Here is a 26,510-nt window from a genome sequence, read left to right as displayed (position 1 = left end):
CAGATGCGACAGACGTGGCCGTGACATTCCTTGACCGCCGCGCCCACCCGTTGCCTGATCAACCACAAGCCCCTTGCGTACTCCGGCGCGCCATCGGTCGCACCACTCAGCACACTCCGCCATCAGTGTGATCAGGCCGGGTAACAGCCGTTCCGCACGTTTCTTCGCACAGCCGGGCCATCCTTCACACACGAAGACGACGTGCGCCTGCCCAGCCTGCGCCTCCGTGTCAGTGCCTCGTGTGAACCTGCACGGGCCCGGCGGCGCGGGGCGCGGTACAAGCTCCGGGTCCGCGTCACCGGGTAGCCGCAGGGCATGCGATCACAGGCAGGGTCCGCATGGCCGGGGAGCACTCTTGCGGCAAGGTATCGACCACGGCCCAAAAGAAAGGCCTGTTCGAATACCGGGGACGCTGAGACTCGCCGTACTGCGAACGCTTGATGCGTCGCTCAAGCCGCATTCGGCACGACCTTGACCTCGTACGCGAGGACAGGCACCGCGGCGAGCTGCTCGTCCACTTGCTCCCGGACATCGCCGGCCAGCGACAGCACCATCTTGGTTCTCGTCCCCGGGCCGTCGACCCGGGGAATGGAGCTCTCCACTGGACCGATAGTGCTACCAGCCAGGCTCCGTAGAGCCCTGCGAGCCTCGTCGAGCGCATCGTCGCTGACAGTCATCGAAACGACGGTGGTAAGTGCCATGGCAAGCCTCCTGACAGTGAACGAACACACGGCTGCCCCAAGGATCACCCCCCGGGCTCTCCTCCGCACCGTGAGTTACAGGTAGCGCGACAAGCGCAGCTGCTCGGATGCGCTTCGCGCTGCGTGACCTTGCAGCCCGAACACCGCGTACGGCGCGGCCGCAGAAACAGCCGGGCTCCCAGGTCACCCCGGATCGACTGCGGCCGGCCATGACCCCACGGCGCCAGAACCGCTTCACACGCCGGACAAATCAGCCGACCCTGCCGAAGCTGACGCTCCACCAACAGCCCGTCCGAGTCGACAGCCTGCACCGACACCGCCACCTGACCTGCAACGATCAGCCGGAACCTCTCCAAGCGGACCACCGGTCATGCTCGACTCGCCCGCACGCGAGCCCGGCAAGATCCAAACGAGAGGCCCTAGGCACCCCGGGACAGCCGAAAGGGCGCCCGGCCTGGAACTTCAGGCCGGGCGTCCTTTCGTCGGGGCGTGCGCGTCAGGACGCGGAGGCGCTGTTCGCCGCGGGTGTGCCGGCCAGGATCGTCCCCTCCTCCGCTTCGTACCGCATGCGCTGGTCGGCCGGGTCGCGTTCATAGAGCACCGTGCCGAGCCAGCCCGCGAGGAAGCCCAGCGGGGCCGAGAGGATGCCCGACGTGGTGAACGGGAACCAGTTGAAGTCCTGGTCCGGGAAGATCGCCTGGGGCGATCCGGACACCAGGTTGCTGCCGGTCATGAGAATGAACGCGGAGGCGCTGCCCACGATGAGGGTCCAGAGCAGTCCCGTACGGGAGTAGCGGCGCCAGAAGAGGCTGTAGATGAGGGCCGGTGCGACCGCGGACGCGCCGATGCAGAACGACAGGGTGAGCAGTGCCTGAAGGTTCAGATGCCGTGCACCGGCGGCGATCGCGATCGCCACGAGCCCGACGCCCGCCGCGGCGGTCCGGGCGATGGCCATCTCTGCGGAGTCCTTCAGTTGCACCTTGTGACGCAGCCCGTGCGTGATGAGGTCGTGCGCCAGGGTGTTGGCGCAGGCGAGGGTGATCCCGGCGACCGAGGCCAGCAGGGTGAGGAAGATGGCTGTCGCCACGGCCGCGAACAGCAGTGTCTCGACGGTCGTCTGGTCCGTGCCCATGACAGCCTGGCTGACCATGAGGAACGCTGTCTTGCCCTGCGGGTCGCCGGCGACGATCCCCTGGTGGCCGACGATCGCCGCCGCGCCGAAGCCGATGATGACGATCAGCAGACAGGTCACGACGACGGTCGACACGGCCCAGGACATCGAGCGCCGCACGGCTGCCGCGCTGCGTGCGGTGAACATGCGCATGGTGATCTGCGGCAGCACCGCGGCGCCGAGCACGACCGTCAACTGAGTGCTGATCATGTCGAGTTCGTTGCCGCCGAACTGCAGACCGGAGGCGGTATAGGCGTCTCCCGCCCCGCTGCCGCGCTTGGCGGCGTCCAGCAGGGAGGGCAGGCTGAAGTCGAAGCGGTTGAGGATGAGCGCGGCGATCGCGAGGGACGCGCCGAGAAGGACGACGGTCTTGACGATCTGGATGAAGGCGGTGCCCTTCATGCCGCCGATCGCCGCGTACGCGATCATCAGCAGGCCGAGGAACACGATCGCCCCGGTCTTGAAGCCGTCGGCGTCGAAGCCGAGGATGACGGAGAGGAGATCGCCCGCGCCCGCGAGCTGGAAGATCACCAGCGGCAGCAGTGCGGTCAGGGTGACCGCGGCCGTGATGATCCGCACGGCGGGGCCGGGGAGACGCCGGGTGAAGACGTCGCCGATCGTGAACCGGCCGGCGTTACGCAGCGGTTCGGCGAGCAGGAACATCATCAGGACCAGCGAGAGCACGGTGCTCAGGGCGAGCGTGACGCCGTCGTAGCCGACGAGCGCGATGATGCCGATGGTGCCGAGTACGGTGCCGGCGGAGATGTAGTCGCCGGCGATCGCGAGGCCGCTCTGCACGGGGGAGAGTGAGCGGTAGCCGGTGTAGAACTCGCCCAGGTCGTCACGATCGGGGCCGGTCATCACGCACAGCAGCAGCGTGACAGTGATGACGGCGATGAACGCCATCAGCGACATGGTCTGGGCCCCGGAGCTGAAGCTGGTCATGCGCGCGCACCTCCGGTGGGCTGCTGCCACGCGGGACGTCCGGAGCGGCTCTGGCGTTCCGGCCGGGGCGCGGCTGCCGCGGCCGCCTGCTCGGCGCGTTCGCGGATCGCCGCGGCGAGCGGGTCGACGCGGTTGCGTGCGATCCGCTCGTACAGCGCGATCGCAGCCAGCGCCACGGGCAGCTGGAGGAGCCCCAGGACCAGACCGGTGGTGAGACCACCGGTGATGTTGCTGGTCATCATCGAGGGGGCGTAGCCGGACAGGAAAAGGAAGATGACGAAGTAGCCGAGCGCGGTGAAGGTGGCGACGCGGCGGAGCCTGCGGTAGGCCGATCCGAGCCGGCGCAGATCATCACGATCGTCGGTGGCGGCGGGCGGTTGCGGCTGCGGGGACGCGTCCCAGGGCTGCTGCGCGGAGTCCCAGCCCTGCGGCGAGGAGTCCCACGCTCGCGGGGACGAGTCCCAGGCTGCCTGTGGATCGGTGTCCCAGGACGGCGATCCACCCTCCCAGGACTGCGACGCCGCCTCTTGGCGGTGCCGCCCGGCATTCCGGTGCTGCGGTACGGGCGGTGGGCCGGGGAAAGGTTGGTGGTACGACATCGATATTGCTCCTTGCAGCCCCGGGGAACGGGCGGGTGGCGCTGGTGGTCCGCGTACGTTACTCATGGGTATAGCCCCTGCGTAAGAGGTTTCCGACCGCTCGGTATGTCGGTTCGGTGACGATCCTGTGTGCGGCGACGGAACCCGAGGTAATCCCCGTCGTGGATCTTTCCGCAGGTCACGGGTGAGTCTCGGGCCGCCCATGGGGCCGGGAAGGCCGCTCGGCACGGCCGGTCCGGCGAATGCGCCGGGCGGGCCGACGATGTGGTCGGGTGGATGCACTCGGCTGCCCCCCGACCGGATCGGCCTGCCCTGCTGCCGATGGCAGGAACGCCTCCGCCCAGTTCTCCGCCCGCCTGCGGCACCGGTCGGCACCCCGCGGCCGGCCGGTGTCCCCGGTACGGGCGAGGTCGAGGACCAGGGGGCCCTCCTCGTCGGTGAGGGGGCGGTGGGCGGCGCTCTGCGCAGCGCCGGGGCCCTCGGCTCGGACGTTCCTGGTTGAGGTCAGTTGGTCGTTGTCCATGCGCCCGTAGGCGCGCGCAGGGCGGGCCAGAGCATGCCAGGGGTTCCCTTCGGAGGGCGGGTGGGAGGCGTAGGAGGAGTCATCGAGTGCCGGCGGCCGCGGTGGGCGCCAGGTGGATGGGGTTACTCCAGGCTCGTCCGCCGGTCTCGTCTTCGACGGTGACCCGGCAGAATCCGTTGCCGAACATCGCCAGGGGCAGGGTGCAGTCCGTCAGGTCTTTGCCCTGCACGACTTGTGCCCCGGGGGCGCAGCCGGTGATCAGGATCTTGCGGACGGGGGAGCAGTGGACGGTGATGTGCTCGCTCGTGAGGCTGACGTCGAGCAGTTCGGGGCCGGTGGACGAGTAGTAGTGCCCGGCCTTGAGCGCGGCCAGGAGCTGGTCCGGGTCGAGGGACTCGGCGCGGACCTGGACCCAGGCGGCGCAGCCCGGCGGGTCCTGGGGTTGGAGGTGGGCGTCGTCGGCCGCGTAGGTGTGCAGCCGGTGGCCCCGGTTGAGGAGGACGTCGGTCAGGTGCCAGCTGTCCCCGCGGTCCTCGCGGGCGGCGAGCGCGTTGTAGACCTCCACCGCGTGCGCTGCGTCCAGGCTTTCGGCGTCCGCGGTGCTCAGGAGAGAGGCGGCGGGGTGGGCCATGCCCACGTACGCGCCGGCGGCTCGTGCCCTGCGGGCCAGCTGCGGTCCGGTCTCCTCCAGGGTGGGCGGTGTGAAGTCGAGCGGGAGCCCGACGGCGACGATGTGCCACGACGGTCCGGCCTCCGTGCGCGGCGCGTGTAGCTCGGCGCCGAGCAGGGTGGTGAACCCCTCCGTACGCAGCGGCCTGGTGTCCGTCAGCGGGAAGCCGTACTCGGATCGGAAGTGGTCGGTGACAGCCAGGAAGTCGTATCCGGCGTCCTGGTAGTACTGCGCCGTGGCCTCGGGGGACAGGGCGCCGTCGGACTGGTCGGAGTGCGTATGGAGATTCCCTCGCCAGAAGCGGCCCGGTCGGTCAAAGGGCAGGCTCTGCATCCAAGTCCTCCTGGGGTTGGTCAGACAGGGTGTCTGGCGAACGCGTCCGGTCCATGCCCATCATCGACGAGCGTGAAGAACGGCAGCGGGAGGAGAGGGAGGCCCGGCCTGTGTGGCAGGTGTACGACGTGGCCTGCCCCGTCTGTAGCCAGGAAGCCGGGCCTGGTGCCTCACGTCGGGCAGGCCGCACCACCCGCGGTTCGAGCTGGCCGAGAAACACACCTGTCGGCAAGAGCCTCGCCCCTGAAGCCGCAGTCCGATGCCGGGGTTTCCGCCTCGGCGGCCGGAACCAGGCCTCGCCTGCGTACCGCCCAGCCCCGGAGCCGGCCACGCCGCCGGAGCCAGGAGCGCTGCCCGCCCCGCGAACTCGACGTCGGCCCAGCCGGCGCGGCCTGGGACCTGGGTTCCAGGGGATCCGCTAAGCGGTGACGCTCGTCAGCAGTGCCGCGGTGCATTCCTCGGCGAGGTCCTCGGCGTGGGCGGGGAGGGGGTCGCCGGCCCGGAGGTGGCGGCGGACCAGCGAGAGGGGCAGGTCGACCACGGCGAGCGCGACACGTTCCGTGGCCTGCGGACCTTCAGCGCCCAGGGTGGTAGCGAGAGAAGCGAGGGTGGCACGCACCCGCTGGTTGCCGCGGTCCGCGCGCTGGAGGTCTGCCTCGGACCAGTCCGCGCGCCCGAAGTCCTCGGCGCCGTAGAGGAGGAGCGCGGCTTCCTGCGGGTGTGCTCGGCTCCAGGCGACGACGTGGCGCGCCGCCGCACAAGCCGCCCGCCGTGCGTCGATGCCTGATTCGACGGCCTCGAAGTAGCCCTCCTGGAAGCGCTCCACCGTCCGCAGCCACACCTCGGCAAGCAGCGCGGTCCGTCTGGGGAAGCGGTGGTACACCGAACCGCTTGGGGCGCCGACCTCCGTGGCGACCGCGGACATCGTCACTGCGGCCGGGCCCGCTGCGGCAGCCAGTCGCACGGCGGCGTCGAGGAGCTGGTTCACATCGAAGCGGGGTGGTCTTGCCATGAGTTGGAGAGTACTCTCCACAATATTAGAGACCATTCTCTAAAACAGTCTGAGGAGGACGCATGGGCGTCTACAACGTGCACGAGCGCCTGCTGGCCGCGAAGCGAAGCGAGGTGGGAGCGCTGATAGACACCCTGGCGAGCAGCGACGACAAACTGTGGCCACAGGAAGGCTGGCCCTCCATGGAGTTCGACCGCCCCTTGGCGGCCGGGGCGGCCGGCGGACACGGCCCGGTCCGCTACACCGTCGCCACGCACATCCCCTCGCAATGGGTCCGTTTCACCTTCAGCGGCCCGCGCGGCTTCCACGGATTCCACGAATACGCCGCGTTCACCGTCGATCAGGACCACACACTGCTGCGCCACACCCTCGCCATGGCCGTCCACGGCCCTGCCCGCCTCACTTGGCCGCTCGTCTTCCGCCCCCTCCATGACGCCCTCCTGGAAGACAGCCTGGACCGCGCCGAACTGGCCTGCACGGGCACGGTGGACCGCCCGGCACGCTGGAGCCCCTATGTACGGATGCTGTGCGGGCTCGCGCGCTGACCACCCAGCAGGCGGCTCACGTCCGGGACTGCGTCACAGGGGGTCAGCACTCTCCAAAGGGTTGAGGGCGAACCGGGCGCGGCGTTCAGCGCATCCAAAGTGAGCGTGTTCATCGGCTCTGCCGCAGATCTTGTGACGCTTACGGTGGGGACTGAGAATCTGTTGTCCTTCCGGGTGTGATGGCCGGGTTTCCGCTGGTCAAGCGTGAAGTTGCCTCCGCTGCAATAGAGATGACACGTCGTGTTCTCTCTTTGGCGGAGGCGTCAGATGCCGTTGGTGATGGGGTTGATCGAGGAGCGGGAGGTCGCTGCCCGGCAGCGGGTGGAGTTGCTGCGGAACGAGCTGGACCGGCTTGTTGCCGAGCTGGAGGAGGCGGAGGCCGCGCGGGATCGCCTGGTGATCGCGAAGGAAACGGTGAGTGAGGTGCTGTCCGAGGCCGGCGAACCCAAGGACGTGCGAGTCCTTCCATGCCCGGCCGGTTGAGCCGGAACCGGCGGTGGTCCGGGCGGTGCCCGGCTCAGTGGTGCCGGTGCGGCGGGAAGGGCTGGACGTGACGGTGCTGCCGCCGGACTACCAGCGGATCATGCGCGTCCTGGCCGATCGTGAGCGGGCCGGCGAGGGTCTGCGATCTGCCGGCAACTCGCCAGCTTGTTGGACCTCGAGCTCGTTCCGGCGAAGATCGAAGGGGTGCGGTCCAAGGCGAAGCGTCTGACCGCGCGAGGCTGGCTCGTCGAGGACACGAGGACACGAGGAGGCGGGCACGGACGCCGCGGCCTTGACCGACTGGGAGTCGATGATGCCTGCGGTCGGCTCCGGGTCCCGGCCGGCCGCGGCGCGGGTCTTCCCACGCAGCCGGTCGTGGAACTCTTTGACCAGGCCCTTGTCCCGCCAGCGGCAGCAGAACACGTAGACCCGGTGCCAGGCGGGAAACGGACTTCAACACCCATGAGCTGTGCGGGAGGCCCTGCTTTCATTCACCGGCCACGAGCCGAGCACCCAACCGAGCACCCAAGTCCGACCCGCAACCGAACCTCTCGGTGCGACAAAAGCGATTTACGCGTCGGAGTGCTCCGGCAGGGCGAGCCAGTCCGACCAGGAGATCTCTCGGCCGAGGAAGCGCGGCTGCTCGAACGGCCAGTCGGCGGCGATCCACTGCGGCACCAGCTCATCGAGGGCCTGCTCGACCTTGCTGTCCACCAGCTCGTCCACCACCCACCAGGAGATCTCGCCGTCCGCGCCGGCCCTCTCCGGTGGGTCGATGTAGACACAGCCGAGCAGAGCTGTCTCCGCCGCGTCGAACAGCGCGTAGTTGAAGGACTGGTGTGCGGCTATCTCCTTCTCGTGCCGCAACAGGTCGGCCTGGTCGGCCTCGTAGGTCATGGTGGCCGCAGGCCAGCCCCAGGCCGGGCCGAAGATGGTCCACAGCCGCTCGCGCGAACCCATAACAGCCGGATAGTCGAGCGGGGTGTCCGCCTCCCGGATCGGCCGCAGGTGATGGCCACCGCCCGGCAGCGGTACCAGGACGGGATGGACGAAGTCATCGGGAAGCCAGCTCATAGCGCCCGACCGTAGCAGCGCGCGGCCCTCCGTTCCTTTGGATTTTGCCCGTGTACCGCCAGGACCGGCTCTCATGCCGGGCAGTGCCCGCGATCAACCGATCGAGACTCCCGTTCGATCGACAGACTCCATGATCGGTATGGCAACGGGTTCTGAGGCGGCCCGCCATCGTGTGTCATTCCGCGGCCGGTCCAAGCGGAGTGGGGACAGGCCAGTGAGGGTCGTACCAGCGGTCGGGGCCGGTGAGGCCGAGTAGCCGTACCGCGTGGAGCAAGTGCTCGGGAGCATGCTGGGCCCGCAGCCGGGCAGGGGCATGGCTGATCGTCCAGGTCGTGAGTTCCACCCGTGTCTCCTCCGCACCTTCCTCGTCCCGGTCGGTACGCCAGGGAAGTACGTCCATCAGCAGGTCGTACTCCCAGCCGTCCAGCGATTCGGCCAGGTGCTCGGTGGCCGTGGGATGGCTCTGCTGCTCCCAGACGGAGAGCCACGGGGTGAGCGTGCCGGCTGCCTCGGTGCACACGGCGAGTACGTCGTCAGCGGGCACGGCGGGATGCGCGTCGTTGAGGGTGTGAGCCCACCAGGCGTGCAGGAACTCCCATACTGCTCGGGACTGGCGGGCGGGCCACTGCTGCCACTCACCGGCAGCGAATACGGCACCAGGGTGCCCCAGAGGACTGGTGAGATCGAGGCAGCCGCCGACGAGAGCCCTCGTGAACTGGGGGAGGATGCGGCGCAGGATGGCCGCACGGTCCCGCCAGTCGGTCGCTTGCCAGGTACGGTTCAAGAGGTCGGCCTCAAGCTGCACATTGGCCGTCTTCAACAACGCGAGCTCTTCCGCACTGCCCCAGTGGCAGTCGCACTGGGACTCATCCGGGTGGGCGGTCATCCCCTGAAAGGCCTCGGCCAAAGTGCTCAGCGCGTCGTCAAGACGCACGCGGGTCTCGTCCATGTTCATCGCAGGATCGCCTTCGCGGACTCCGGGCGGCTCCCACCGGCCGAAGATTCTCAATCTACCGGACACGCGGCGGCGCCTGAACTGGAGTCGAGCACTGCTGGGTTGCGTGGGGGACGGTGGAACGATCACCGCAGGGTGATCAACGGGTTCTCGTTGAGGGTCCGGACGGGCGTACCGTTGCGGGACCTTCCCGAGCGTTTCGGCAGCTGGAAGACTGTTTACGAGCTCGCAAGCGAACGGATCCGCGTTCCCCGCCCGCAGGGCGGTCGCCCCCGCACTCGGCCGAACCACCTGGGTGGAGACAAGGCCTACAGCTCACGTCGGAACCGGCGCTACCTGCGAAGACGCCAGATCAAGCACACCATCCCCGAGCCGAAGGACCAGCGGGCCAACCGTAAGCGCCGCGGCAGTGGGGGCGGCCGGCCCACCGGCTTCGACAGCGAGATCCACAAACGCCGCAACGAGCTCGAGCGGACGATCAACCGGCTCAAGAACTTCCGGGCCGTCGCCACTCGCTACGACAAGAGGGCCTACGTCTTCCACGGCACCGTCACCACCGCGGCTGTCCGGCTATGGCTCCGGGACCGAGCCGACCTGCAGTCTCAGTCCCCGAGGAACCACAGGTACAGGCCCTGTCCGTCGAGAACTACCTGACCCAGCTCGATCAACTCGCGCGCGAACTCATCAGTCAGCACGCCTGCAGGCAGCCGCGGTACCTCGTCCAACAGGGTCGACACCTGCCGGTGGTTGAAAACAGTGTCCGCGTACGGCAGCAGGTGTCCCAGCATGGGAAACACTGACTGATCAAGACCAGCCAGCTCAGGACCCCAGACCACACCGTGCTTCGCGCGGGCCTCGATCGTGCCGTTCTCGCCTCGGACCTGGAGGTTCATCACGGTCAGACCCTATGGCCTCATGATCCGCCGGACAGGCACCCTAACCGATGAGGCCGATGAGGCCGTTGGGAAGGAGGGCGTGGGGAATCGAGGGCTGGAAGGGCAATAGTGCCGAGGCGGGTCCGCCTATCGGAATCCGGTCAGCTCCGGGAAGGGCGACACGAATCCCGGTAGACGGTTCGAACCGGTTCCCGACCTCCTGCTGGCGTGCGCCCCGTCGGGCAACTCATGTGGGTCGTCCCCGTTCCCCCTCCCAAGAACGACCGCAGATCGGCCTACTAGGTTCGAGGCATGACGACACCCCTTACCGGCAGTGCCTTCGACTCGCTTTTCCTTGACGCCGTGCCCGACCAGCAGGCGTTGCGCCAGGTCTACGAACTCCCCAAGGACACGGCCCTGCGGAAGCAGATGACCGAACTCACCGAGCAGACCCGCCGGCTGATCGGAAGCTCATCGTTGGTCCTGGTCGCCAGTGCGGACGCCGAGGGCAACTGTGACGTTTCCCCGCGCGGGGGCCCCGCCGGGTTCGTCGCCGTCCTGGACGCGCGGACGGTGGCGATACCGGACGCGACGGGCAACAAGCGTCTGGACACCCTGCAGAACGTCATCGCCACGGGACGCGCCGGACTGCTGTTCGTCATCCCGGGGCGCACCACGACGCTCAGGGTTAACGGCCGGGCCTGTGTCTCCACCCGTCCGGATCTGCTCTCGCAGTTGACCGCGGTGGGCAAGCCGCCGGCCAGCGCGCTGGTGGTGGGGGTCGAGGAGGTGTACCCGCACTGCCCCAAGTCGCTTCTGCGTAGCGGGGCCTGGAGGCCGGAGCAGTGGCTGCCGGCGGACGCCCAGCCGACCTCGGCCGAGGTGACACTGGCGCAGCTGCGGATGCCGGAGCTGACGATCGCCGACATCGAGCAGGCGGAGGCGGACTCGCTGAAGTACCGGTACGAGTGACGGGCTGAGCGGAGAAGGAACGACGAGCCGTGCAGGGTGACCGGCTTGGGGACGTGTCGCAGTGTGCGGACCTCGGTACCGGGAAGAGCCCGAAAAGGGGCATCCGAGCGTCCGTCGCCGCGTACGGAGGCGATCGCTCGTCGAGCCCTGCGAGAGCGGTGCGGCCCAGGCGGATACCGCAGTCACGATGCCGGAGAGCGAGCCCGTACCGGTCGGCGGGTCGGGGGCACTGCACAGCGGCACATGTGCCCCGCCCACGCGTACGGTCACCACGCAGGGAGATTGAGCAGTTCCGCGCCGACCGGCGCATGGCCGGCGCTCTTGTCCACGAATCGGATCCCGAGGATCCCGAGGATCCAGTGGGGTCCTCCGCCCGGCCTGGGAACACGGTCGGCCCCGCCACAGTCCGTTGCCCCGGTCAGGGGTGTTCGGTGCCGCCTGCCTGCCCTTCACGAGGGTCGTCGGCAGGCGGGTTCCCCGCCCGTAGTTCCCGCCGCAGTGCGCGCAGCGCGGTACGTTCCTCCGCGCGACGCCGCAGCCAGGCACGCCGTCGCTTGCGCGTGATGACGAGGAGAAGGCCCAGGGCAAGGAGGCCGCCGACGGTGAGGGTGACGATGAGCCAGGGGAAGTAGGACAGCCGGACCGTGTTGCTGTCCACGGTCTTCGCCGCGCCGCCGGGAACCGTGGCGGTCACCGAGGCGGTGACCGCGCGGCGGCCGAGAGCGGGGAGGTCGGCCAGGCGGCCGGTGATGGTGGCGCTGCCGCCGGGGATCACGTAGATCCCCGTGGGGGTGAGCGGGACGGTACGCGCGGAGCTGCCGCCGGTGATGTTCAGCGTTCCGGCGAAGGTGTAGAGGACGTTGCCCGTGTTGCGTACGGTCACGGTGAACTCCTCGCCGCCGCCCGCAGGCCGGTGTTCCAGTTCCGTGAGGGAGACCTGGAGGTCTGCGGTGCCAGGGACGGTGAGTTCGACGAGCCGGGCGATACGGGTCTCGGTGTTCACCCTGCCGCTGACCGCGGGGGTGCGCAGCGCGGTGACCAGGCTGCCGAGATAGCTGCCCGGCGGGGTGCCGTCGGGGACAGCGAGGGAGAAGCGGACTGTGGCGCTGCTCTTCGGCTGCACGATGACGGTGGCCTCGGAGTCCAGTTTCAGCCAGGCCCCGACCGCGCCCATCTTCTGGCCTTCTTGCGCGGGGGCCAGGCCGCCGCCGGCCGCGTTGGTGACGTCGGCGCCGTAGACGTGGAAGGTCCGGGCCTCGTCGCTCTCGTTGTAGATGACCGCGGAATCCTCGATCCGGGCGCCGGCCTTCAGCGCGTACCCGAAGTGCCCGCCGGTCAGCGTCGTCAGACCGTAGAGCCCGGCCTGCACGCCGAACGGCGCGCCCGCAGCGGGTTCCGGTGGAGTGGGCGATGGTACGGGGGCCGGCGCTGCCTGCGCGCCCGGCGCCAGAGCGAGCACGAGACCCGTGAGGAGGAGGCTCCACAGGGCGGGGAACCGTGCCCGGTGGGTGGCGGTGGCGCCGCCCCGGGCGCGCAGACAGCAGTTCATGGGATCAGCCGGTGATCGTGTACTGGAGGGTGCCGCGGTACGAGCCGGGGACTGTCTCCGTGGGGATGTTCCACTGCGCCGTCGACCCGGCGTGGGTGAAGACACCGCGGGTGCTGCCGTCGCCGGTCGCCATCGTCACGGCCGGGGAGAGGCTGGCGCCCGGTTGCGGGTTGGCGCCCTCGGGGAAGTGGCCGCCCGGGCCGGGCTTGGCGATGCCCGTCCACTGGCCGCCGGTCCCGTTGATGTGTCCGCCGGTCGTGATCTTCAGATTGTTCCACCCGATGGAGTCCGTGCCGCTGACCAGGTCGGTGGTGGCAACGGTCACCGACCAGGGGGCGGTGGTGGAGAGGGTGTTGGTGTACGTGAACGTGCCGAGTCCGGCCGGGGTACTGACCGTGCCGGGTGCCGGCGTGCCGAAATTGACGGCCGGCAGGTTCACCCCCATCGACAGGACACCGGGCGCCTTGGCGACCTGCATCGACATCGACTGGGCTGTGCGGTTCGGCTTCGAGGTGTTCAGCAGCACCTGCGCCGCAACGCCCGCAGCAGTGGAGGCGGCCGCCAAGTCGGGCCGACCGTCGGCGTTCAGGTCTCCGACAGCGTACGAGCCGTTCCCGCCACCCTTCGCGTCGTACAGCGGGCCGGCGTTGCGGAAGGTGCCCGTGCCGTCGCCGAGGAGGACGGAGATGTCGGAAGTACCCATGTTCACGGTGACCACATCGAGCTTGCCGTCGCCGTTCACATCCCCGGTCTTCACGCCGGAAGGGCGCAGCTGCCCGGCGGAGTAGCTGCTGGGCCGGCCGCCACCGACGTAGTAGTTGCTCGCGGTGCCCAGCGCGCCGGTGCCGTCGTTGGTCCACACCGAGACGTTGTCGCCGTTGGTGTGGGAAGTCAGCACGTCGGGCTTGGCGTCACCGTTCATGTCGGCGACCGTGATGTCTACCGGGAACATGGCGTTCGTCGACGGGTTGACCAGCGTCGGCGCGAAGTAGGAGGTGGCCGGGGCGAAACCGCCCTTGCCGTCACCGAGCAGCTCGACGATGCCGCCCATGCTCTCCATGCCGTGCTGCGTGGGCTGCTTGGTCAAGGCCGCGGCGACAACCGCGTCGAGTCGGCCGTCACCGTTGAGGTCCGCGAGGGCGACCGCCGTCGGGTAGGTGCCGGTGTCGAGCCCGAAGGAGACACCGGGGCCGAAGCCGCCCTTGCCGTCGCCGAGCGCGGCCACCAGGGTGTTCGATCCCTTGACTGGGGTGACGAGGTCGGCCTTGCCGTCGCCGTTCAGGTCGCCCAGCGCCGGGGCGGTGCCCTTCCCGGAGCCCGCGGGCAGCGGGACAGCGGTCGCCCCGCCGAAGGAGACTCTGGGATCCGGTACGGCCTGGGCGGTCGGTGCCAGACACAGCCCGGCTACGAGCGCGGCTGCGGAGCCGAGCAGGAGCCCGGCTCTGCGTGGCGTGGAAGTCTTGAACGTACCTGCCCCTTGACGATGTTGAGGCACGCCGACGGGAGGAGTCGACCTGCGGTGGTGTGTTGGGAGAGTCGGACGCAGTCAACACCGCCGCGCCGGGAAATTTCAGTGGATGTCCCACCAGTTCCGGGGGCCGCTCCGCAGGTGTGACCTGGTGATTCCTACGATCGGCCAGCCGGCTGCGGACGGGGACAACCACCCCGGGCCCACGCGGTTGCGCTCACCGCCGCGGAGGGCGGAGCATGAGCAGCACCTCATGCCTAGCGCCGTCGGCGTCTGGAAGGCCCATGTCTGCATGGTCGTCGAAGGGCGCAGTGCGCGCGACGCCCCGGCCGAGCCGACACCCTGAGTGCAGAAGCCCGAGCTGCGGGGGCCCGGCATTCCCGGAATGCAGACGCCCAGGGCTCTTCCCTTCTGCCGGAAGCAGAGGATCGAAGGGGGGTGTGATCCCAAGTCGATCTGGTGGGCCAAGAGGCGGAGCTCACCTCGGGCGCCGCCGTCGCCGGATCTGATTCTGCGGGACTTCACCGCGCCGCTGCCGGGTCTGAAGTTCGTCGGGGACATCACCTGCCTGCCGACGGCCGAGGGACGGCTGTATCCGGCGACGGTCATCGATCTGTGCACGCGGGAGGTCGTGGGCTGGTCGATGGCCGACCACTTGCGGACCGAACTGGTCGCAGACGCCATCCGGATGGCCCATTTGAGGGTGGGCATGAGGGTGGGCACACGGCAGGAAACGCGATCTTTCACTCCGATCGCGGGTCGCAATACACGTCCCGTCAATTCCGTGACCTGCTGGGCGAGTCGGGCATCCGGCAGGGCACCGGACGCACCGGTTCGTGCTTCGACAACGCTGCCGCGGAGAGCTTCTTCGCCGTCCTGAAAGCAGAGATCGGCATGCGCGCCCGGCTCCCCACCTCAAGAACGCCGGCCGTCCCGCCGCGGCCGCGAAGCGCCCGGACCTCCCTTCTCCGAGTGGCCGGATCTGATCTGTGCGTGATCGGAGGTGATCCGGATCGGCCTCCGACGCCCTACCATCTGAGCCACTCACCACGGAACCACCCGGCACGCCGCACCGCCGCGGCCGGTTGTTCCTCTCTTCGCCTCGGGGGACCGCATGGACATCGAACTCGCCGATCTGCTCAAGTCGCTCCGCTCGGAGATCAGCCGTGCCCGACTCGATGCGGCCGGCCAGGACGTGCGCTTCCGGATCGACTCCATCGACCTGGAACTTCAGGTCGCCGTCGAGAAGAGTGCGGAGGCCACCGCCGGAATGAAGTTCTGGGTGGTCTCGCTCGGTGCCAAGGGCGCCGCCAAGTCGGCGCACACCCACACGGTCCGGCTCAGTCTGGGCGCCGAGACCTCCACCGGCGAGCCGGTCCTCACCGGCGACGACGTCTCGGACCTCTTCCCGGCCCGCTGAGCCGCTGAATGACTCCCGTGGACAAGAACCGGGTTGCCGAGGTCGTCGTCCGGCAGGGGGAAGCCGTCGAGTACGGGTCGGGCTACCGGATCAGCAACCGGTTGATCCTGACCGCCCTCCATCTACTCGCCGCCCCGGGCGCCTGCACCGTGATGATCGGCCTCGACGAGGAGGAGGTGCCCGCCACGCGCGTGTGGCGGGCGGTGAACGGGCAGGATCTGGCGCTGTTGCGGCTCGACGCCGTGCCGGCGCGTCTCGGCCCGGCGTCGGGCATCTCCCTGGGCCGCCTGCCGGACACCGTGGGCAGCGTGCCGGTCGTCGGGATCGGATTCCCCCGATTCGCGCAGCGAGCCGCCTCGGAAAGGTTCCAGGGGTGGGGCCGACGCGACAGTTACCAGTTCAACGGATTCGTCCAGCTCGGCTCCAACATGAAGTCGGGGCTGCTGCATCTCACCATGACGAATGCGCCGCCCAACGAGAGGGCGGCGGACGGGACGGACTCCTGGAAGGGTGCGTCGGGCATGGCTCTGTTCACTCCCGGCGGCAAGCTCGTCGGGGTGCAGACGCATCGGCTGCCCGCCGCCGGAACCGGCAACACGGAGGCCGAGCCCGTTGCCAAGGCCTTCGACGACCCGGAGTTCCGTCGCGTGCTCGGCGACAACTATCTGCCGGACCGCCCGGTGGACGTGGAGCTGCCCGGTCGCGAGCCGGGAAGCCGACTGCGGCTGGTGGTCACCCAGCAGGAACTCGTCAAGGGCTTCGGCGACTTCGAGAAGAACCTCACCTCGGACCACATACCCTTCGTGTCGCCGGGCAGCGACCACGTCACCGCTCCGGCCAAGCTGCTCACCAGGCTGGTGAGATCGCCGGACCGCGGCGTCCTGCTGGTCGGAGCGGCGGGCACGGGAAAGTCACGTACCGCCCTCGAAGTGGGACAGCTCGCCCTCGACGAGGGCTGGCGAGTACTGCACGTCGTACCCCGGACCCGTGGCGAGTCGACGGCCGACCAGATCATCGACGAGATCGCCGAGCGGGCCTTCGTGGAGGCCGGTTACGTGCTGGTGGTGATCGACCTCAACGAGACCAACCTCGACCTGCAGGCCCTGCGGCATCAGCTCCTCCCCGAGGCGCGCCGCCACAACGCCCTCGTGGTCTTCCTCGCCACGGTGCGACCCGGGTGGCTACTGAAGGCCGATCGCGCACTGGTGTACGAACTCTTCGACGAGGTACGGCTGCGGCAGGACGAGGAGTTCCAGCAGCTGGTCACCCGCAACGCTCTGGAGACGCTGGCCCCCACCGCCGTCCGTGAGCTGGGCGCGGAGCGCATGCTCAAGGTCAGCGGCAACCGCCCGATCGTCGCCCTGCTCGTGGCCAGAGAGATCGAACGCCGGTACGCGGCGGGGCTCTCCCTGCCCGAGGACGTCGGTCTGCGGTCCGACGGCGAACTGCCCGGATGGCTCCTGAAGCGGCTGGGTGAGGACGGCTTCACGGTGCCCGGGCGCGCCCCCGAACAGCCGTACACCCCCGCACGTGCCCCGCACGGGCTGCTGGCCGCCGCTGCCGCCGCGGCGGCATGCCCGCAGGACTATGCCGAGGTGGTGGCCAGCGCCCACGCCGCCCTGGCCGGGGCGACGGGTGACGTGCCGCCGGCCGAGGGTGTCGTGGCGACGCTCGTGTCGCTGGGCTGGCTGGAGAGCCGGGACGGTGTTCTTTCCGTCGCTCACGACATCGTCGCCGACCAGCTCATGGAGTCGGTCGTGCTACCCGAGCGGACCGACTCCCCGGACGTCGCCGGAACCCATGCGCTGCTCGCCGGCTGTCTCACCGGCGCACGCACTGTCGGTCGCTTCTCCGTCAACCTGGGCCGCCTGGTCAACGACCTCGCCCTCACCGAACGGGCGTCGGCGGTCACCCCGGTACTGCACGACTGGTTCACCACACATGCCGGCACCATCGGCGGCCTGACACGCCACGATTCCAACGTGGGGGGTTACGCACTCGGCGCGATCTGCTCCGGACCGCCGTGGTCCGACGCGGCCGTCGAGTCCTGGGATCAGGTCGTCAGCCCTTGGCTCACGGACTTCGGTGCGGGTTCCGACGCCAGGCACGTCCTCCACCGCGGCCTGCGCCATCTTTCAGGTGACGGAGCCCAGTCCCTCGTCCCCGCCGCACTGGCCTGGCTGGACACCTACGGAGTGACGGGCCCGGCCAGTTACGTCACGGGTCCGCTGCTCTCCCGTACGGACGTGCACGCCTCCGCCGTACGGCAGGCCGTCGCATCCGCGCTCGCCTGGCTCAACCGCCACACCACCGCCCCCAACGCCGCATACATTCTCCGGCCGCTGCTCGCCCGCGCAGACCTGAGTCCCTTCGAGACACGGCGGGTTCTCTCCGCTGCGCGGGCCTGGCTGAACCGACACCCGGCCAACCCCAGTACCGGTTTTGTCCTCGGTGTCTTTCTCGGGCGCGCCGACCTCGACCCCGACGACGTCCGGCGCGGCCTTCCCATCGCCCTCGACTGGCTGGAGCACAACACCACCGCTCCCGAATCCAGTTACATCCTCCGGCCGCTTCTTGCGCGCACGGACCTGGATCCCTCGTCCCTCCACGCTGCTCTGCGGGCCGCTCTCACCTGGCTGGACCGGTACGCGACCACCGACAGAGCCCAATTCGCCCTGAGCCCACTGCTCGCCCGCCGGGACCTGCCGCCGGAGGACGACGCGCACGTCGTCCGGATCAGCCTCGACTGGCTCACCACCTACGCCACAACGGCGCAGGCCAGACATGTCCTGCGCACTCTCGTCCCCCGCCCCGACCTGTCGGCCGACGACAGCGTGCGGGCGCGGCGCAGCGCCATGGAATGGCTCGGCCACCACGCTGACGACATCAACGCCGAGTCGGTCCTCTCCCGGCTGCTGGGACGATCCGATCTGTCCGCCGACGACGCGGAGCAGACGCTCGGCGCCAGTCTGGACTGGCTGGACCACCACCACACCGCGGTCGAGGCCGAGTACATCCTCGGTCGGCTGCTCGCGCGGACCGGCCTTTCAGCCGAGGACTCCCTGCGGGTGCGGCGCTGGGCCAGGGAATGGCTCGACCGCCACGGCGCGGTGGAGAAGGCGTCCTTCGTCCTCAAGCAGGTGCTCGCACTGGACGATCTCTCCGATGCGGACACGCACCGATCGACGTCGACCGCCCTGCTCTGGCTCGACCACCACAGCACCGACGCCCAGGCTTGTCACATCGTCGGCCCGTTGCTCCAACGCTCCGATCTCACGCCCGACGATGCCCGACGGGTTCTCCATTCCGCGATCGTGTGGCTCGATCACCACACCACCGACGACTCCGGACACGTTCTCAAACCCCTGCTCCTCCGTACGGATCTCTCGGAAGCCGGCAGGGAGCATGCGATCCGCACCACGCTCGCCTGGCTCCGCTCGTACGTGACCACATCGGGCGCCAGTTTCGTACTCAACGGTCTGCTGTCCCGGACGGACCTGCTTCCCGATCAGGTTCGGCAAGCGCTCGCCGACGCCTTCACCTGGCTCGACCACCACGCGGCCCTGCCCGACGCCAGATACGTCCTCGCCCGGCTCCTCGCACGTTCCGACCTCCCGCGCGGTGATGCCGAGCGGTTGCTGCCCACCGCACTGGCCTGGCTCGGTGACCACGCCGGGACGGCGGACTCGCGTATGGTTCGCGACGCCCTGAAGGCGCGCGACGCCATGAGTGCCGGGGAGGCCCGCCGGTCCCTCTCCACTCAGCTCGTCTGGCTCGGTGACCAGACCGCGAACCCCAACGCCGGGTACGTGCTCGCCCCGCTGCTGAACCGCACCGACATGGGTGCCGACAACGTCCGGTGGGCGGCGACGGTGGCACTGGCCTGGCTCGACCACCACTCCACCACTCCGAACGCGGGGTTCGTGCTGGATTCTCTGCTCTCCCGCAGTGATCTCAGTGCCGAACACCTGCAGCGGGGCCTGACAGCCGCTTTCACCTGGTTCGACCACCACGTGGCCTCGGCGGAGGCCCGCTTCGTCATCAAGCCACTGCTGAGCGCCGGCGGCCTTGGTCCCGCGGACGCGCGCCGCTCGAACGGGACGGCCCTCGCCTGGCTCGACGAGCACGGCGAAAGCGGCGGCGCCCGGCATGTCCTCGGACCGCTGCTCGCCCGCACCGACCTCACGGCCGACGAAGTGCGGCAGGCCGTCACCCACGCCCTCACTTGGCTCGACCACCACGCCACGATCGCAGACGCCAGATACGTCGTCGACCCACTGCTCGCCCGCACCGACCTCACGGCCGACGAAGTGCGGCAGGCCGTCACCCATGCCCTTACCTGGCTCGACGACCACGCCACGATCGCAGACGCCAGATACGTGCTGAGACTGCTGCTCGCCCGAGCCGACCTGGCGCCTGAAGCGGCCCAACCATCCGTGCCCCTTGCCCTCACCTGGCTCGATCGCCATGTGGTGATCGCGGAGGCCCGTTTCGTCCTCGAACCGCTGCTCGCCCGCACAAACCTCACGTCGCGTGACGCCCGGCAGGTCGTCACGCACGCACTGACCTGGCTCGACCAACACGCCCCTACGCCCACCGCCAGTTACGTACTCGACCCGCTGCTCGCCCACACCGAACTCACGGCCGGCGACGTGCGGCAGGCCGTCATCCACGCCCTCACCTGGCTCGGCCATCACGCTCCCACTCCCTCCGCCGGGCGCGTACTCGGACCTCTTCTCACCCGCACCGAACTCACGGCGGACGACGTGCGGCAGGCCGTCACCCACGCCCTGATCTGGCTCGACGGCCACCCTGCCGCCGGCGGCGGCGGGCACGTCCTCGCCCCGATTCTCAGGAGCACCGACCTTACGGCGGCAGACGCAGAGCGTGCCGTCTCCGCCGGCTTCGTCTGGCTCCACCACTACGTGTCGTCCGCACGGTCCCGGTTCGTCCTCGCCCCGCTCCTCACGCGCACCGATGTCACCGCCGACCAGGCTCGGCGAGCCCTCTCCCTGTCGCTCGCCTGGTTGGACCACTTCGCCGCCATCCCCGGGGCGCCCCTGCTTCTGCGGGCACTCCTCTCCCGCACCGATCTCACGGCCGCGGACCTCGTGAGGACGATCACGGTCTCCTTCGCCTGGCTCGACGACCACGCTCCCGCCGCACGTGCCCGGTACGTGATCGCCCCGCTGCTCGAACGGCCCGACCTCACAGCACCGGACGCCCGGCGGGCTGTCTCCCTGGCTCTCACTTGGCTCGCTGACCACGGCGCAACGGAGAAGGCCGAACTCGTCCGGACGGCTCTGCGCTCGCGCACCGACCTCACGCCGGACGAAGTCCGACAGCTGGCGACGGGGAGGGCACCGGACCGCACCTGACGGCGAAGAAGTCGGCGCCAGCACTCCTGTGCGCTGTTGAGGCGCCCGGCGGGATGGGCATGCAAGGGGGGACTGGCTGGTGACGGTGGCAGCGCCGGAGTGGTTCCACCGGTACTGGGGGAGAGGAACCGAAGCCCGTCACGGCTGGGGACCTGGTGCGCGTGGCCGATTCCGACGGAGAACCCTCCCGGGTGGGAGCGGGTCGCGTACGCCACCGGATCGTCGCAGGCCGAAAGCCTGGCAGGGAGCCGTGCGACCGCGGACGCCGTGGTCGCGCCGACATGACTGTACGTCCCGCTGATCGTGCTGGGGACGCCATGGGGCCTTGTCACCTTCGTGCGGGGCGAGGACTCGGGACCCTTCGGCGACGACGATCGGGCGGTGGCAGAGGAGCTGGTGTCGCGGACCGCTGTGTGCATCGACAACGCCCGGCGGTACCGACGAGAGCGCACCGCCGCGTTCATGCTCCAGCGCAGTCTGCTGTCACGATCGCTGCCCGAGCTGAGCGCGGTCGAGGCGGTGAGTCGCTACCTGCCCGCCGACAGCCACCTCGGCGCCGGCGGCGACTGGTTCGACGCCATTCCGCTGTCCGGCGCACGTGTCGGACTCGTCGTGGGGGACGTTGTCGGCCACGGGCTGGGAGCCGCTGCCACGATGGGACGCGTGCGCGCGATGGTGCGCACCCTGGCCGAGCTGGACCTCGCGCCTGACGAACTCCTGACCCGGCTGAACGATCAAGTCGGCAAGGACGCGTCGGACCAAAACGTGCAAGGCCCGGACGGCAGTGGCGTCGTCGGAGCGACGTGTGTCTACGGAGTCTACGGGGTCTACGATCCAGCTTCTCGAACGAGCACCCGGGCGGTGGCGCAACACCTGCCGTCGGCTGCGGTGCAGCCGCACCGCCCCGTCAGCTTCCTTCGTCTGCCACCGGGGCCTCCTCTGGGCGTGGGACGGCTTCCGTGCGAAGGCACGGAAGTGGCGCTCGCCGCAGGAAGCCTGGACGACGCGGCGCTCCTTGTCGTGCGCACCCGTGCGCTGGACGCACGCCAGGTGGCGGCCTGGGAGCTGCCCTCGGACCCCGCGCTCGTCGCACGCGCACGTTCGATGGCCGCGGAACAGCTTGTGCGGTGGGGACTGGACGATCTGGCATTCACCACGGAACCGGTGGTCGGTGAACTGGTCACCAACGCGATCCGTCACGCCTCCGGCCCGATCGGTCTGCGCTTGATCCGGGACCGTTCTCTCATCTGTGAGGTCTCCGACTCGCAGCACACCTCACCGCATGCCCGTTATGCCGGCAACGACGAGACGCCTTGCCCGTGCCTTGACGGCCACGCGCTGCCAGCCGTGGGTGGAGGAGTTCGAGGCAGTCCAGGCCGTTGCCTCGGAAGGCGGCGAAGGTTCAGCCGGTGAGAGCCTCCAGGGCTCGTGAGGCGACACCTCGCCCACGGGCATGGCTCACGGCGTGCGCAGGCGTACGGCCAAGGCGGCGATGTCATCGTCGAGGCTGCCTCTGCTGTGACGGAGGAGGTCGTGGTGCAGCGCCGTGAGCAGATCACGGGGAGGCGTGGGGGGCTGTCGGCGCATCCACGCTGTCAACGGGAAGAACTCACCGTCCCGGGCGCGGGTTTCGGCGATCCCGTCCGTATAGAGGAGGAGAAGTTCGCCGGGAGCGAAGTCGAAGGCGTCCGCACGGTAATGGTCGCCGAGCAATTCCGCGAGGCTGAGCAAAGGCGATGGGACGGAGGGCTCGAGGATGCGTACCTCCTTGAGGCTGTGGATCAAGGGCGGGGGATGTCCGCAGTTGACGATGGTGATGTGGCTGCCTTGATGCGGGATCTCTACGAGCAGCGCGGTGGCGAAGCGTTCCATCGGTGCCTCGGGTGGATGGGCGGCGTTGTGCCGGGCACAGCTCGCGTCGAGCTTGCGGGCGACGTCGGCCATGGAGGCCTCGCCATGTGCCGCCTCCCGGAAGGCGTTGACGATCGCCGCGGCCGCCCCCACTGCCGGCAGGCCTTTGCCCCGCACGTCGCCGATGAGCAGCCGTACCCCGTACGGCGTATCGACCACCTCGTAGAAGTCCCCGCCGATGCGGGCTTCCGCGGCGGCCGCGAGGTACAGCGATTCGATCTCGACGTTCCGGAAACGGTGCGGCAGGGGCCGCAGTACCACCTGCTGGGCCGCGTCGGCGACGAGCCGTACCTGAAAGAGCGTGCGCTCCCGTTGCAGCCGGACGTGGCTTCCGTATGCGGCGGCCACGGTGACCGCGACGATTCCGCCGCACGTCCACCACGTCCCGAGATCGGGGAAGACGAAGCTGAGGCCGATCATCAGAAGGAGGCAGACGGTCCCGAGGAGGACAGTCGGGAGGACCGGCCACATGGCGGCGGCGAGAGCCGGCGCCGCGGGCAGGAGGCGGCTGAAGGCCATCTCCGGCGGAGTGGCGTAGGCCAGGCTGGCGATCACGACGGTCAGAATCACCGGCGACAGCCGCACGAGCCTGCCGTAGCCGTTGCTCCGACGGAGCCGCGGCCGTCCGGGCTCGATCATGAATCCCAGAGTATCCGCGAGGGGCTCGCTCAGCGACGTGACAAGTGGGCTCCGCGTGTGACAGGGCCCCGCCTGTCGGCTCGCGAGGGCGCGACCGCATGATTCGTCACTGACTCGCAGAAACGGGAAGGTCACGGACGGTGTCATCGAGTGCCAGGAGCGTCCTTTTTGCTGCGTCAGGCTCGTGGACGCCCAGCGGATCAGGGGGCAGATCGGCGAGCGACCGGGCCGCACCGAAAAGCGGATGCTCGGCAGGCTGTCCTTCCTGCTGGGCGGCAACATGACCGTGGCGTGGTCGGCGACGAGCTCATCCGCCCGGGTGGGCGCGGACCCGGCCGAGGAGGCACCCGCCGGTGAGGGCCAGGCCATGTGGACCGGGCGGAATGCGCTCGTCGCGCGGGGCAGAGCATCGAGGTCCTCTTCCGCCACTACGCCAAGTTACTGGACGGCGTCCGGGACGCCGCTCGTTCCGTCGGGTCTCGCGGCGCATCCACAGGGCGGTCATGGAGTCTGGCGAGAACGGATGCTCCACCGGCCGTCCCCTCTCGGGCCTTCACGAAGGCCTCTTGAGCATGGACCCGAGTGGGCGCGTCGGTGCGGATATGTGGCGTTAGAAGCCATCCGCATACCGATTGATGGGGCTGTCGGTTCGAACGGGGTTCCGGACGGTGCGTGGCCGGATGACGTCGGAGGCCGGAGGACTGGGCACCGCGGGTCTGGTACCGCTGGGCCGCGTCCGGCGGATCATGAGACCTTCCGGTCGGGTGTTCGTCGGTTCAGGCCTGGGTCGGGGGATCTGATGAACTGTGAGTGGTCGTTGCCGGAGCCTCATCTGCCACCGTCGGCCGGACGTGGGGGCCGGTGGAGGGACCACCGCACCGTCATCAACGGGATCATGTTCCGGGTCCGCACTGGGGTTCCCTGGCGTGACCTACCGGACCGGTATGTGGTGCCTGGAAGACCGTCCAGGAAGGGCATCGCCGCTGGTCGGCGGACGGAACCTGGGACAGGAGCCTGCGCGCCGCCCAGGCTCACGCCGATCTCGGCGGACGGATCGACTGCAGCATGGTCGGCGTGGACTCGACCTCGTGCCGGGCCCACCAGCACGCAGCCGGTGCCCCGAAAGCCACACCTCGGATCCCGAAAAAGGACGACGCCCCGACACCATCGCACCGACGAGGGGCTCGGACGGTCACGGGGCGGTGTTACCTGAAAGGTTCATCTTGCAGGGGAAGGCGACCGCCGCCCTCTCGCACTCCTGGTGACACCGGGGGAGTGGGGCGACGCCCCGCAGATGACTGACGTCCTCGAACGAACCCGGGTACCCCGCCCGAACGGCGGGCGCCCCCGGACTCGCCCGGACCGTGTCAGCGGGGACGAGGCTTCGACAAGCGGGCCTACGTCTTCCACGGCACCGTCACTGTCGCCGCGATCCGGCTATGGCTTCGGACGTGATCCGTCGGACAGAAGTCGATTGCTACTCGACGGCGATGTCCTCGTAGGTGATCGTCACCTGCTCCGTCGCGATCCCGGACTCGGAGGATCCCAGCGACGGCCCGTCCCAACGGGACGCCCAGGCGGTGCTGAGGTGAATGCGGCGGACGGTCTGCTTGTGCGCATCTTTCAATGCGATGGTGATGTTCTGGCGGGCAGCGTCGAGGTCGGCGTTGACCAGGGTTGCCTTGATCCAGTCGGTGAACGCGGTGCTCTTGTCAATGCCGCGGGTGATCGTGATCTCGCCAGTCCTGCGCGACCCCGGCTGCTTGCGAACGACCCGCCGGACAGGCCCTAGACGTCGCGGCCGATGTCGCACAGATCGTAACCGGACGATCACGTGCCCTCTGGCGGATGGCACTCCTGGTGAGTGCTGGTCTGTGTGGCAACCGGGTGGGAAGGATTCCAGAGCCGATCGGCTTCGCCGCGGGTGACGTGGTCTTCGTAGATCCGCACCTTGTGCCGCATCACATCCAGGGTGTCCTGCAGGTCGCGGATCTGCGTCTCCACGTGGTTTTCGTGTCGGCGCAGCAGCTCAAGGCGCTCGTGTTCGTTGCCCGGGCCCTGACAGACCAGCTTGATGTACTGCCGGATCATCGCCAGGGGCATGCCGGAGGAGCGTAGCTTCGTGCAGATGGCCAGCCACTCCAGGTCTTCTTCGTGATAGATCCGGCGGCCGTTGGACAGGCGGCGCACCGGGTTGGCGAACAGGCCCTCCCCCTCGTAGAACCGCAGTGCGTGCACGCTCAGCCCACTACGTTGTGCCACCTCGCCGATGCTCAGGTCCATGAGCGCCCCTCCCTCACATGACTGTTGATCTAGACACGACTCTAGGTTCTAGATTCGGGTTGTCGGCCCATCGGGCCATCGGAACAGGGGAGAGCATGAGCGTTTGGTTTGTCACCGGGGCATCGCGTGGGCTCGGCGCGGAGATCACCCGGGAGGCGCTGGATCGAGGGCACAGCGTGATCGCTACGGCGAGGGATGCGTCAGCGTTGCTCCGGGCGTACCCGCAAGAGCCGGACGGATTGCTGGCGGTGAACGCGGACGTCACCGAACCGGAGCAGCTGACGGCCGCAGTGCAGGCCGGCCTGGCAAAATTCGGCCGGATCGACATCGTGGCCAACAACGCCGGATACGGCCTCATCGGCGCGATCGAGGAGATCTCCGACAAGGCCGCCCGGGCACTGTTCGACGTCAATGTCTTCGGCGTGCTCAACACGTTGCGGGCGACCCTGCCGACGTTGCGCGCCCAGCATTCCGGACACGTCCTGAACATTGGCTCCGTGGGCGGCTTCGCCACCGCTCCGGCGGTGGGCTTGTACGGCGCCTCGAAGTTCGCCCTCGAGGGCGTCTCCGAGGCGCTGCACGGCGAGCTGGCCCCGCTCGGCGTCCGCGTCACGATCGTGGAGCCGGGCGGGTTTCGCACTGACTTCCTCAGCAGCTTGAGCATGCAGGTCGAGCCGGCCTCCATCGCTGACTACATCGCCGGCGCGGGACCGGTGCGCGAGGCACTGGCTAAGAACGACGGCCGCCAGCCAGGCGATCCGGTGAAGGCAGCGAAAGCCATCGTCGACATCACCGAGGTCGCCGAGCCACCGCTGCGCCTGCAGCTGGGCGCGGACGCAATCGAGCGCGTCGAGGCCAAGCTAGATCTGGTGCGACGTGAACTTGACCAGTGGCGCCACGTTGCACTCTCTACCGGAAACTGAAGGTCACCGCGCCAAGCTGGTGAAGACGCGAATGCGGATCCTCAGCAACGGTGACGGCGCTTCGCCCGGAGGGCAAGGGCC

Annotated in this window: 21 protein-coding genes and 3 pseudogenes; 11 read left to right on the top strand and 13 right to left on the bottom strand. The window is 69.1% G+C overall.

Annotation, left to right across the window (positions count from 1 at the left end):
• Positions 1-449 precede the first annotated feature (449 nt).
• From OG357_RS01875 to OG357_RS01855, 5 genes are all read right to left on the bottom strand, one after another.
• The gene (locus OG357_RS01875) at positions 450-701 is read right to left on the bottom strand and encodes a hypothetical protein (protein WP_329619404.1); all 252 of its coding nucleotides are present in this window, start codon (positions 699-701) and stop codon (positions 450-452) included.
• Positions 702-1,197: 496 nt separating this feature from the next.
• Complete coding sequence (locus OG357_RS01870) at positions 1,198-2,817, bottom strand: sodium/solute symporter (RefSeq protein WP_329619403.1); 1,620 nt, start codon at positions 2,815-2,817, stop codon at positions 1,198-1,200.
• Entirely contained in the window at positions 2,814-3,416 is a 603-nt protein-coding gene (locus OG357_RS01865) for a DUF485 domain-containing protein (RefSeq protein WP_329619402.1), read from the bottom strand. The genes OG357_RS01870 and OG357_RS01865 overlap by 4 nt, the downstream gene beginning before the upstream one ends.
• Positions 3,417-4,018: 602 nt before the next feature.
• Positions 4,019-4,942 carry a CehA/McbA family metallohydrolase gene (locus OG357_RS01860; RefSeq protein ID WP_329619401.1) on the bottom strand — a complete coding sequence of 308 codons (924 nt, stop codon included), beginning with the start codon at positions 4,940-4,942 and terminating at the stop codon, positions 4,019-4,021.
• 418 nt (positions 4,943-5,360) lie between these two features.
• The gene (locus OG357_RS01855) at positions 5,361-5,954 is read right to left on the bottom strand and encodes a TetR/AcrR family transcriptional regulator (RefSeq protein ID WP_329619400.1); all 594 of its coding nucleotides are present in this window, start codon (positions 5,952-5,954) and stop codon (positions 5,361-5,363) included.
• A gap of 62 nt (positions 5,955-6,016) precedes the next feature.
• On the opposite strand from OG357_RS01855, the gene OG357_RS01850 reads away from it, so the two are divergent.
• Together OG357_RS01850 and OG357_RS01845 are read left to right on the top strand one after the other, a co-directional pair.
• Positions 6,017-6,499 (top strand): SRPBCC family protein, encoded by a 483-nt coding sequence (locus OG357_RS01850; RefSeq protein WP_329619399.1) that lies wholly within the window; start codon positions 6,017-6,019, stop codon positions 6,497-6,499.
• 267 nt (positions 6,500-6,766) lie between these two features.
• Positions 6,767-6,982: a hypothetical protein gene (locus OG357_RS01845; RefSeq protein WP_329619398.1), complete on the top strand. Its 216-nt coding sequence runs from the start codon at positions 6,767-6,769 to the stop codon at positions 6,980-6,982.
• Positions 6,983-7,552: 570 nt separating this feature from the next.
• Here OG357_RS01845 and OG357_RS01840 read toward each other — a convergent pair.
• Both OG357_RS01840 and OG357_RS01835 read right to left on the bottom strand, forming a co-directional pair.
• Positions 7,553-8,056: an N-acetyltransferase gene (locus tag OG357_RS01840; RefSeq protein ID WP_329619397.1), complete on the bottom strand. Its 504-nt coding sequence runs from the start codon at positions 8,054-8,056 to the stop codon at positions 7,553-7,555.
• Between the two features lie 175 nt (positions 8,057-8,231).
• A complete protein-coding gene (locus OG357_RS01835; RefSeq protein ID WP_329619396.1) occupies positions 8,232-9,011 on the bottom strand; it encodes a hypothetical protein in 780 nt (259 codons plus the stop codon).
• Between OG357_RS01835 and OG357_RS38750 the strand changes: the two are divergent.
• Positions 8,904-9,233: pseudogene (locus OG357_RS38750) on the top strand (transposase); the annotation flags it as partial. The gene OG357_RS01835 and the pseudogene OG357_RS38750 sit on opposite strands and share 108 nt — an antisense overlap.
• A 12-nt stretch (positions 9,234-9,245) precedes the next feature.
• Positions 9,246-9,599, top strand: a pseudogene (locus OG357_RS38745) (IS5/IS1182 family transposase); the annotation flags it as partial.
• A 14-nt stretch (positions 9,600-9,613) separates the two neighbouring features.
• Here OG357_RS38745 and OG357_RS01825 read toward each other — a convergent pair.
• Positions 9,614-9,907 (bottom strand): hypothetical protein, encoded by a 294-nt coding sequence (locus OG357_RS01825; RefSeq protein ID WP_443066613.1) that lies wholly within the window; start codon positions 9,905-9,907, stop codon positions 9,614-9,616.
• Positions 9,908-10,198: 291 nt separating this feature from the next.
• Here OG357_RS01825 and OG357_RS01820 point away from each other — a divergent pair, with 291 nt between their 5' ends.
• Positions 10,199-10,858, top strand: coding sequence for an MSMEG_1061 family FMN-dependent PPOX-type flavoprotein (locus tag OG357_RS01820; RefSeq protein ID WP_329619395.1), 660 nt, complete (start codon positions 10,199-10,201; stop codon positions 10,856-10,858).
• Positions 10,859-11,276: 418 nt separating this feature from the next.
• On the opposite strand, the gene OG357_RS01815 is transcribed toward OG357_RS01820, so the two are convergent.
• Both OG357_RS01815 and OG357_RS01810 read right to left on the bottom strand, forming a co-directional pair.
• Complete coding sequence (locus tag OG357_RS01815) at positions 11,277-12,407, bottom strand: COG1470 family protein (RefSeq protein ID WP_329619394.1); 1,131 nt, start codon at positions 12,405-12,407, stop codon at positions 11,277-11,279.
• A gap of 4 nt (positions 12,408-12,411) precedes the next feature.
• Positions 12,412-13,902, bottom strand: a complete 1,491-nt coding sequence (locus OG357_RS01810; RefSeq protein WP_329619393.1) for an FG-GAP repeat domain-containing protein — start codon at positions 13,900-13,902, stop codon at positions 12,412-12,414.
• Positions 13,903-14,260: 358 nt separating this feature from the next.
• On the opposite strand from OG357_RS01810, the gene OG357_RS01805 reads away from it, so the two are divergent.
• The 4 genes from OG357_RS01805 (at position 14,261) to OG357_RS01790 (ending at position 22,086) form a co-directional block, all read left to right on the top strand.
• Positions 14,261-14,755 carry a DDE-type integrase/transposase/recombinase gene (locus OG357_RS01805; RefSeq protein ID WP_443066787.1) on the top strand — a complete coding sequence of 165 codons (495 nt, stop codon included), beginning with the start codon at positions 14,261-14,263 and terminating at the stop codon, positions 14,753-14,755.
• 234 nt (positions 14,756-14,989) lie between these two features.
• The gene (locus tag OG357_RS01800) at positions 14,990-15,295 is read left to right on the top strand and encodes a trypco2 family protein (protein ID WP_329619392.1); all 306 of its coding nucleotides are present in this window, start codon (positions 14,990-14,992) and stop codon (positions 15,293-15,295) included.
• 17 nt (positions 15,296-15,312) lie between these two features.
• Entirely contained in the window at positions 15,313-20,673 is a 5,361-nt protein-coding gene (locus tag OG357_RS01795) for a trypsin-like peptidase domain-containing protein (RefSeq protein ID WP_329619391.1), read from the top strand.
• 381 nt (positions 20,674-21,054) lie between these two features.
• A complete protein-coding gene (locus OG357_RS01790; RefSeq protein WP_329619390.1) occupies positions 21,055-22,086 on the top strand; it encodes an ATP-binding SpoIIE family protein phosphatase in 1,032 nt (343 codons plus the stop codon).
• 45 nt (positions 22,087-22,131) lie between these two features.
• Here OG357_RS01790 and OG357_RS01785 read toward each other — a convergent pair whose 3' ends face one another.
• The gene (locus tag OG357_RS01785) at positions 22,132-23,223 is read right to left on the bottom strand and encodes a PP2C family protein-serine/threonine phosphatase (protein ID WP_329625460.1); all 1,092 of its coding nucleotides are present in this window, start codon (positions 23,221-23,223) and stop codon (positions 22,132-22,134) included.
• Between the two features lie 799 nt (positions 23,224-24,022).
• Between OG357_RS01785 and OG357_RS01780 the strand changes: the two are divergent.
• Positions 24,023-24,678 (top strand): annotated as a pseudogene (locus OG357_RS01780) (IS5 family transposase).
• Positions 24,679-24,700: 22 nt separating this feature from the next.
• Here OG357_RS01780 and OG357_RS01775 read toward each other — a convergent pair.
• Together OG357_RS01775 and OG357_RS01770 are read right to left on the bottom strand one after the other, a co-directional pair.
• The gene (locus OG357_RS01775) at positions 24,701-25,036 is read right to left on the bottom strand and encodes a phage tail protein (protein WP_329619389.1); all 336 of its coding nucleotides are present in this window, start codon (positions 25,034-25,036) and stop codon (positions 24,701-24,703) included.
• A gap of 17 nt (positions 25,037-25,053) precedes the next feature.
• Entirely contained in the window at positions 25,054-25,506 is a 453-nt protein-coding gene (locus OG357_RS01770) for a MerR family transcriptional regulator (RefSeq protein WP_329619388.1), read from the bottom strand.
• A 95-nt stretch (positions 25,507-25,601) separates the two neighbouring features.
• On the opposite strand from OG357_RS01770, the gene OG357_RS01765 reads away from it, so the two are divergent.
• Positions 25,602-26,429, top strand: a complete 828-nt coding sequence (locus OG357_RS01765) for an oxidoreductase (RefSeq protein ID WP_329619387.1) — start codon at positions 25,602-25,604, stop codon at positions 26,427-26,429.
• Positions 26,430-26,510: the final 81 nt, after the last annotated feature.

The sequence above is a fragment of the Streptomyces sp. NBC_01255 genome, from assembly GCF_036226445.1.
Classification (GTDB): Bacteria; Actinomycetota; Actinomycetes; order Streptomycetales; family Streptomycetaceae; genus Streptomyces.
This window is presented reverse-complemented; position numbering and strand designations above follow the sequence as displayed.

What these genes read in the sequence shown, in the direction of transcription:
- OG357_RS01785 (WP_329625460.1), bottom strand. Translation starts at nt 23,223, where the DNA reads ATGATCGAGCCCGGACGGCCGCGGCTCCGTCGGAGCAACGGCTACGGC.
- OG357_RS01815 (WP_329619394.1), bottom strand. Translation starts at nt 12,407, where the DNA reads ATGAACTGCTGTCTGCGCGCCCGGGGCGGCGCCACCGCCACCCACCGG.
- OG357_RS01765 (WP_329619387.1), top strand. Translation starts at nt 25,602, where the DNA reads ATGAGCGTTTGGTTTGTCACCGGGGCATCGCGTGGGCTCGGCGCGGAG.
- OG357_RS01870 (WP_329619403.1), bottom strand. Translation starts at nt 2,817, where the DNA reads ATGACCAGCTTCAGCTCCGGGGCCCAGACCATGTCGCTGATGGCGTTC.
- OG357_RS01845 (WP_329619398.1), top strand. Translation starts at nt 6,767, where the DNA reads ATGCCGTTGGTGATGGGGTTGATCGAGGAGCGGGAGGTCGCTGCCCGG.
- OG357_RS01860 (WP_329619401.1), bottom strand. Translation starts at nt 4,942, where the DNA reads ATGCAGAGCCTGCCCTTTGACCGACCGGGCCGCTTCTGGCGAGGGAAT.
- OG357_RS01770 (WP_329619388.1), bottom strand. Translation starts at nt 25,506, where the DNA reads ATGGACCTGAGCATCGGCGAGGTGGCACAACGTAGTGGGCTGAGCGTG.
- OG357_RS01820 (WP_329619395.1), top strand. Translation starts at nt 10,199, where the DNA reads ATGACGACACCCCTTACCGGCAGTGCCTTCGACTCGCTTTTCCTTGAC.
- OG357_RS01805 (WP_443066787.1), top strand. Translation starts at nt 14,261, where the DNA reads ATGCAGACGCCCAGGGCTCTTCCCTTCTGCCGGAAGCAGAGGATCGAA.
- OG357_RS01875 (WP_329619404.1), bottom strand. Translation starts at nt 701, where the DNA reads ATGGCACTTACCACCGTCGTTTCGATGACTGTCAGCGACGATGCGCTC.
- OG357_RS01855 (WP_329619400.1), bottom strand. Translation starts at nt 5,954, where the DNA reads ATGGCAAGACCACCCCGCTTCGATGTGAACCAGCTCCTCGACGCCGCC.
- OG357_RS01840 (WP_329619397.1), bottom strand. Translation starts at nt 8,056, where the DNA reads ATGAGCTGGCTTCCCGATGACTTCGTCCATCCCGTCCTGGTACCGCTG.
- OG357_RS01835 (WP_329619396.1), bottom strand. Translation starts at nt 9,011, where the DNA reads ATGAACATGGACGAGACCCGCGTGCGTCTTGACGACGCGCTGAGCACT.
- OG357_RS01865 (WP_329619402.1), bottom strand. Translation starts at nt 3,416, where the DNA reads ATGTCGTACCACCAACCTTTCCCCGGCCCACCGCCCGTACCGCAGCAC.
- OG357_RS01850 (WP_329619399.1), top strand. Translation starts at nt 6,017, where the DNA reads ATGGGCGTCTACAACGTGCACGAGCGCCTGCTGGCCGCGAAGCGAAGC.
- OG357_RS01800 (WP_329619392.1), top strand. Translation starts at nt 14,990, where the DNA reads ATGGACATCGAACTCGCCGATCTGCTCAAGTCGCTCCGCTCGGAGATC.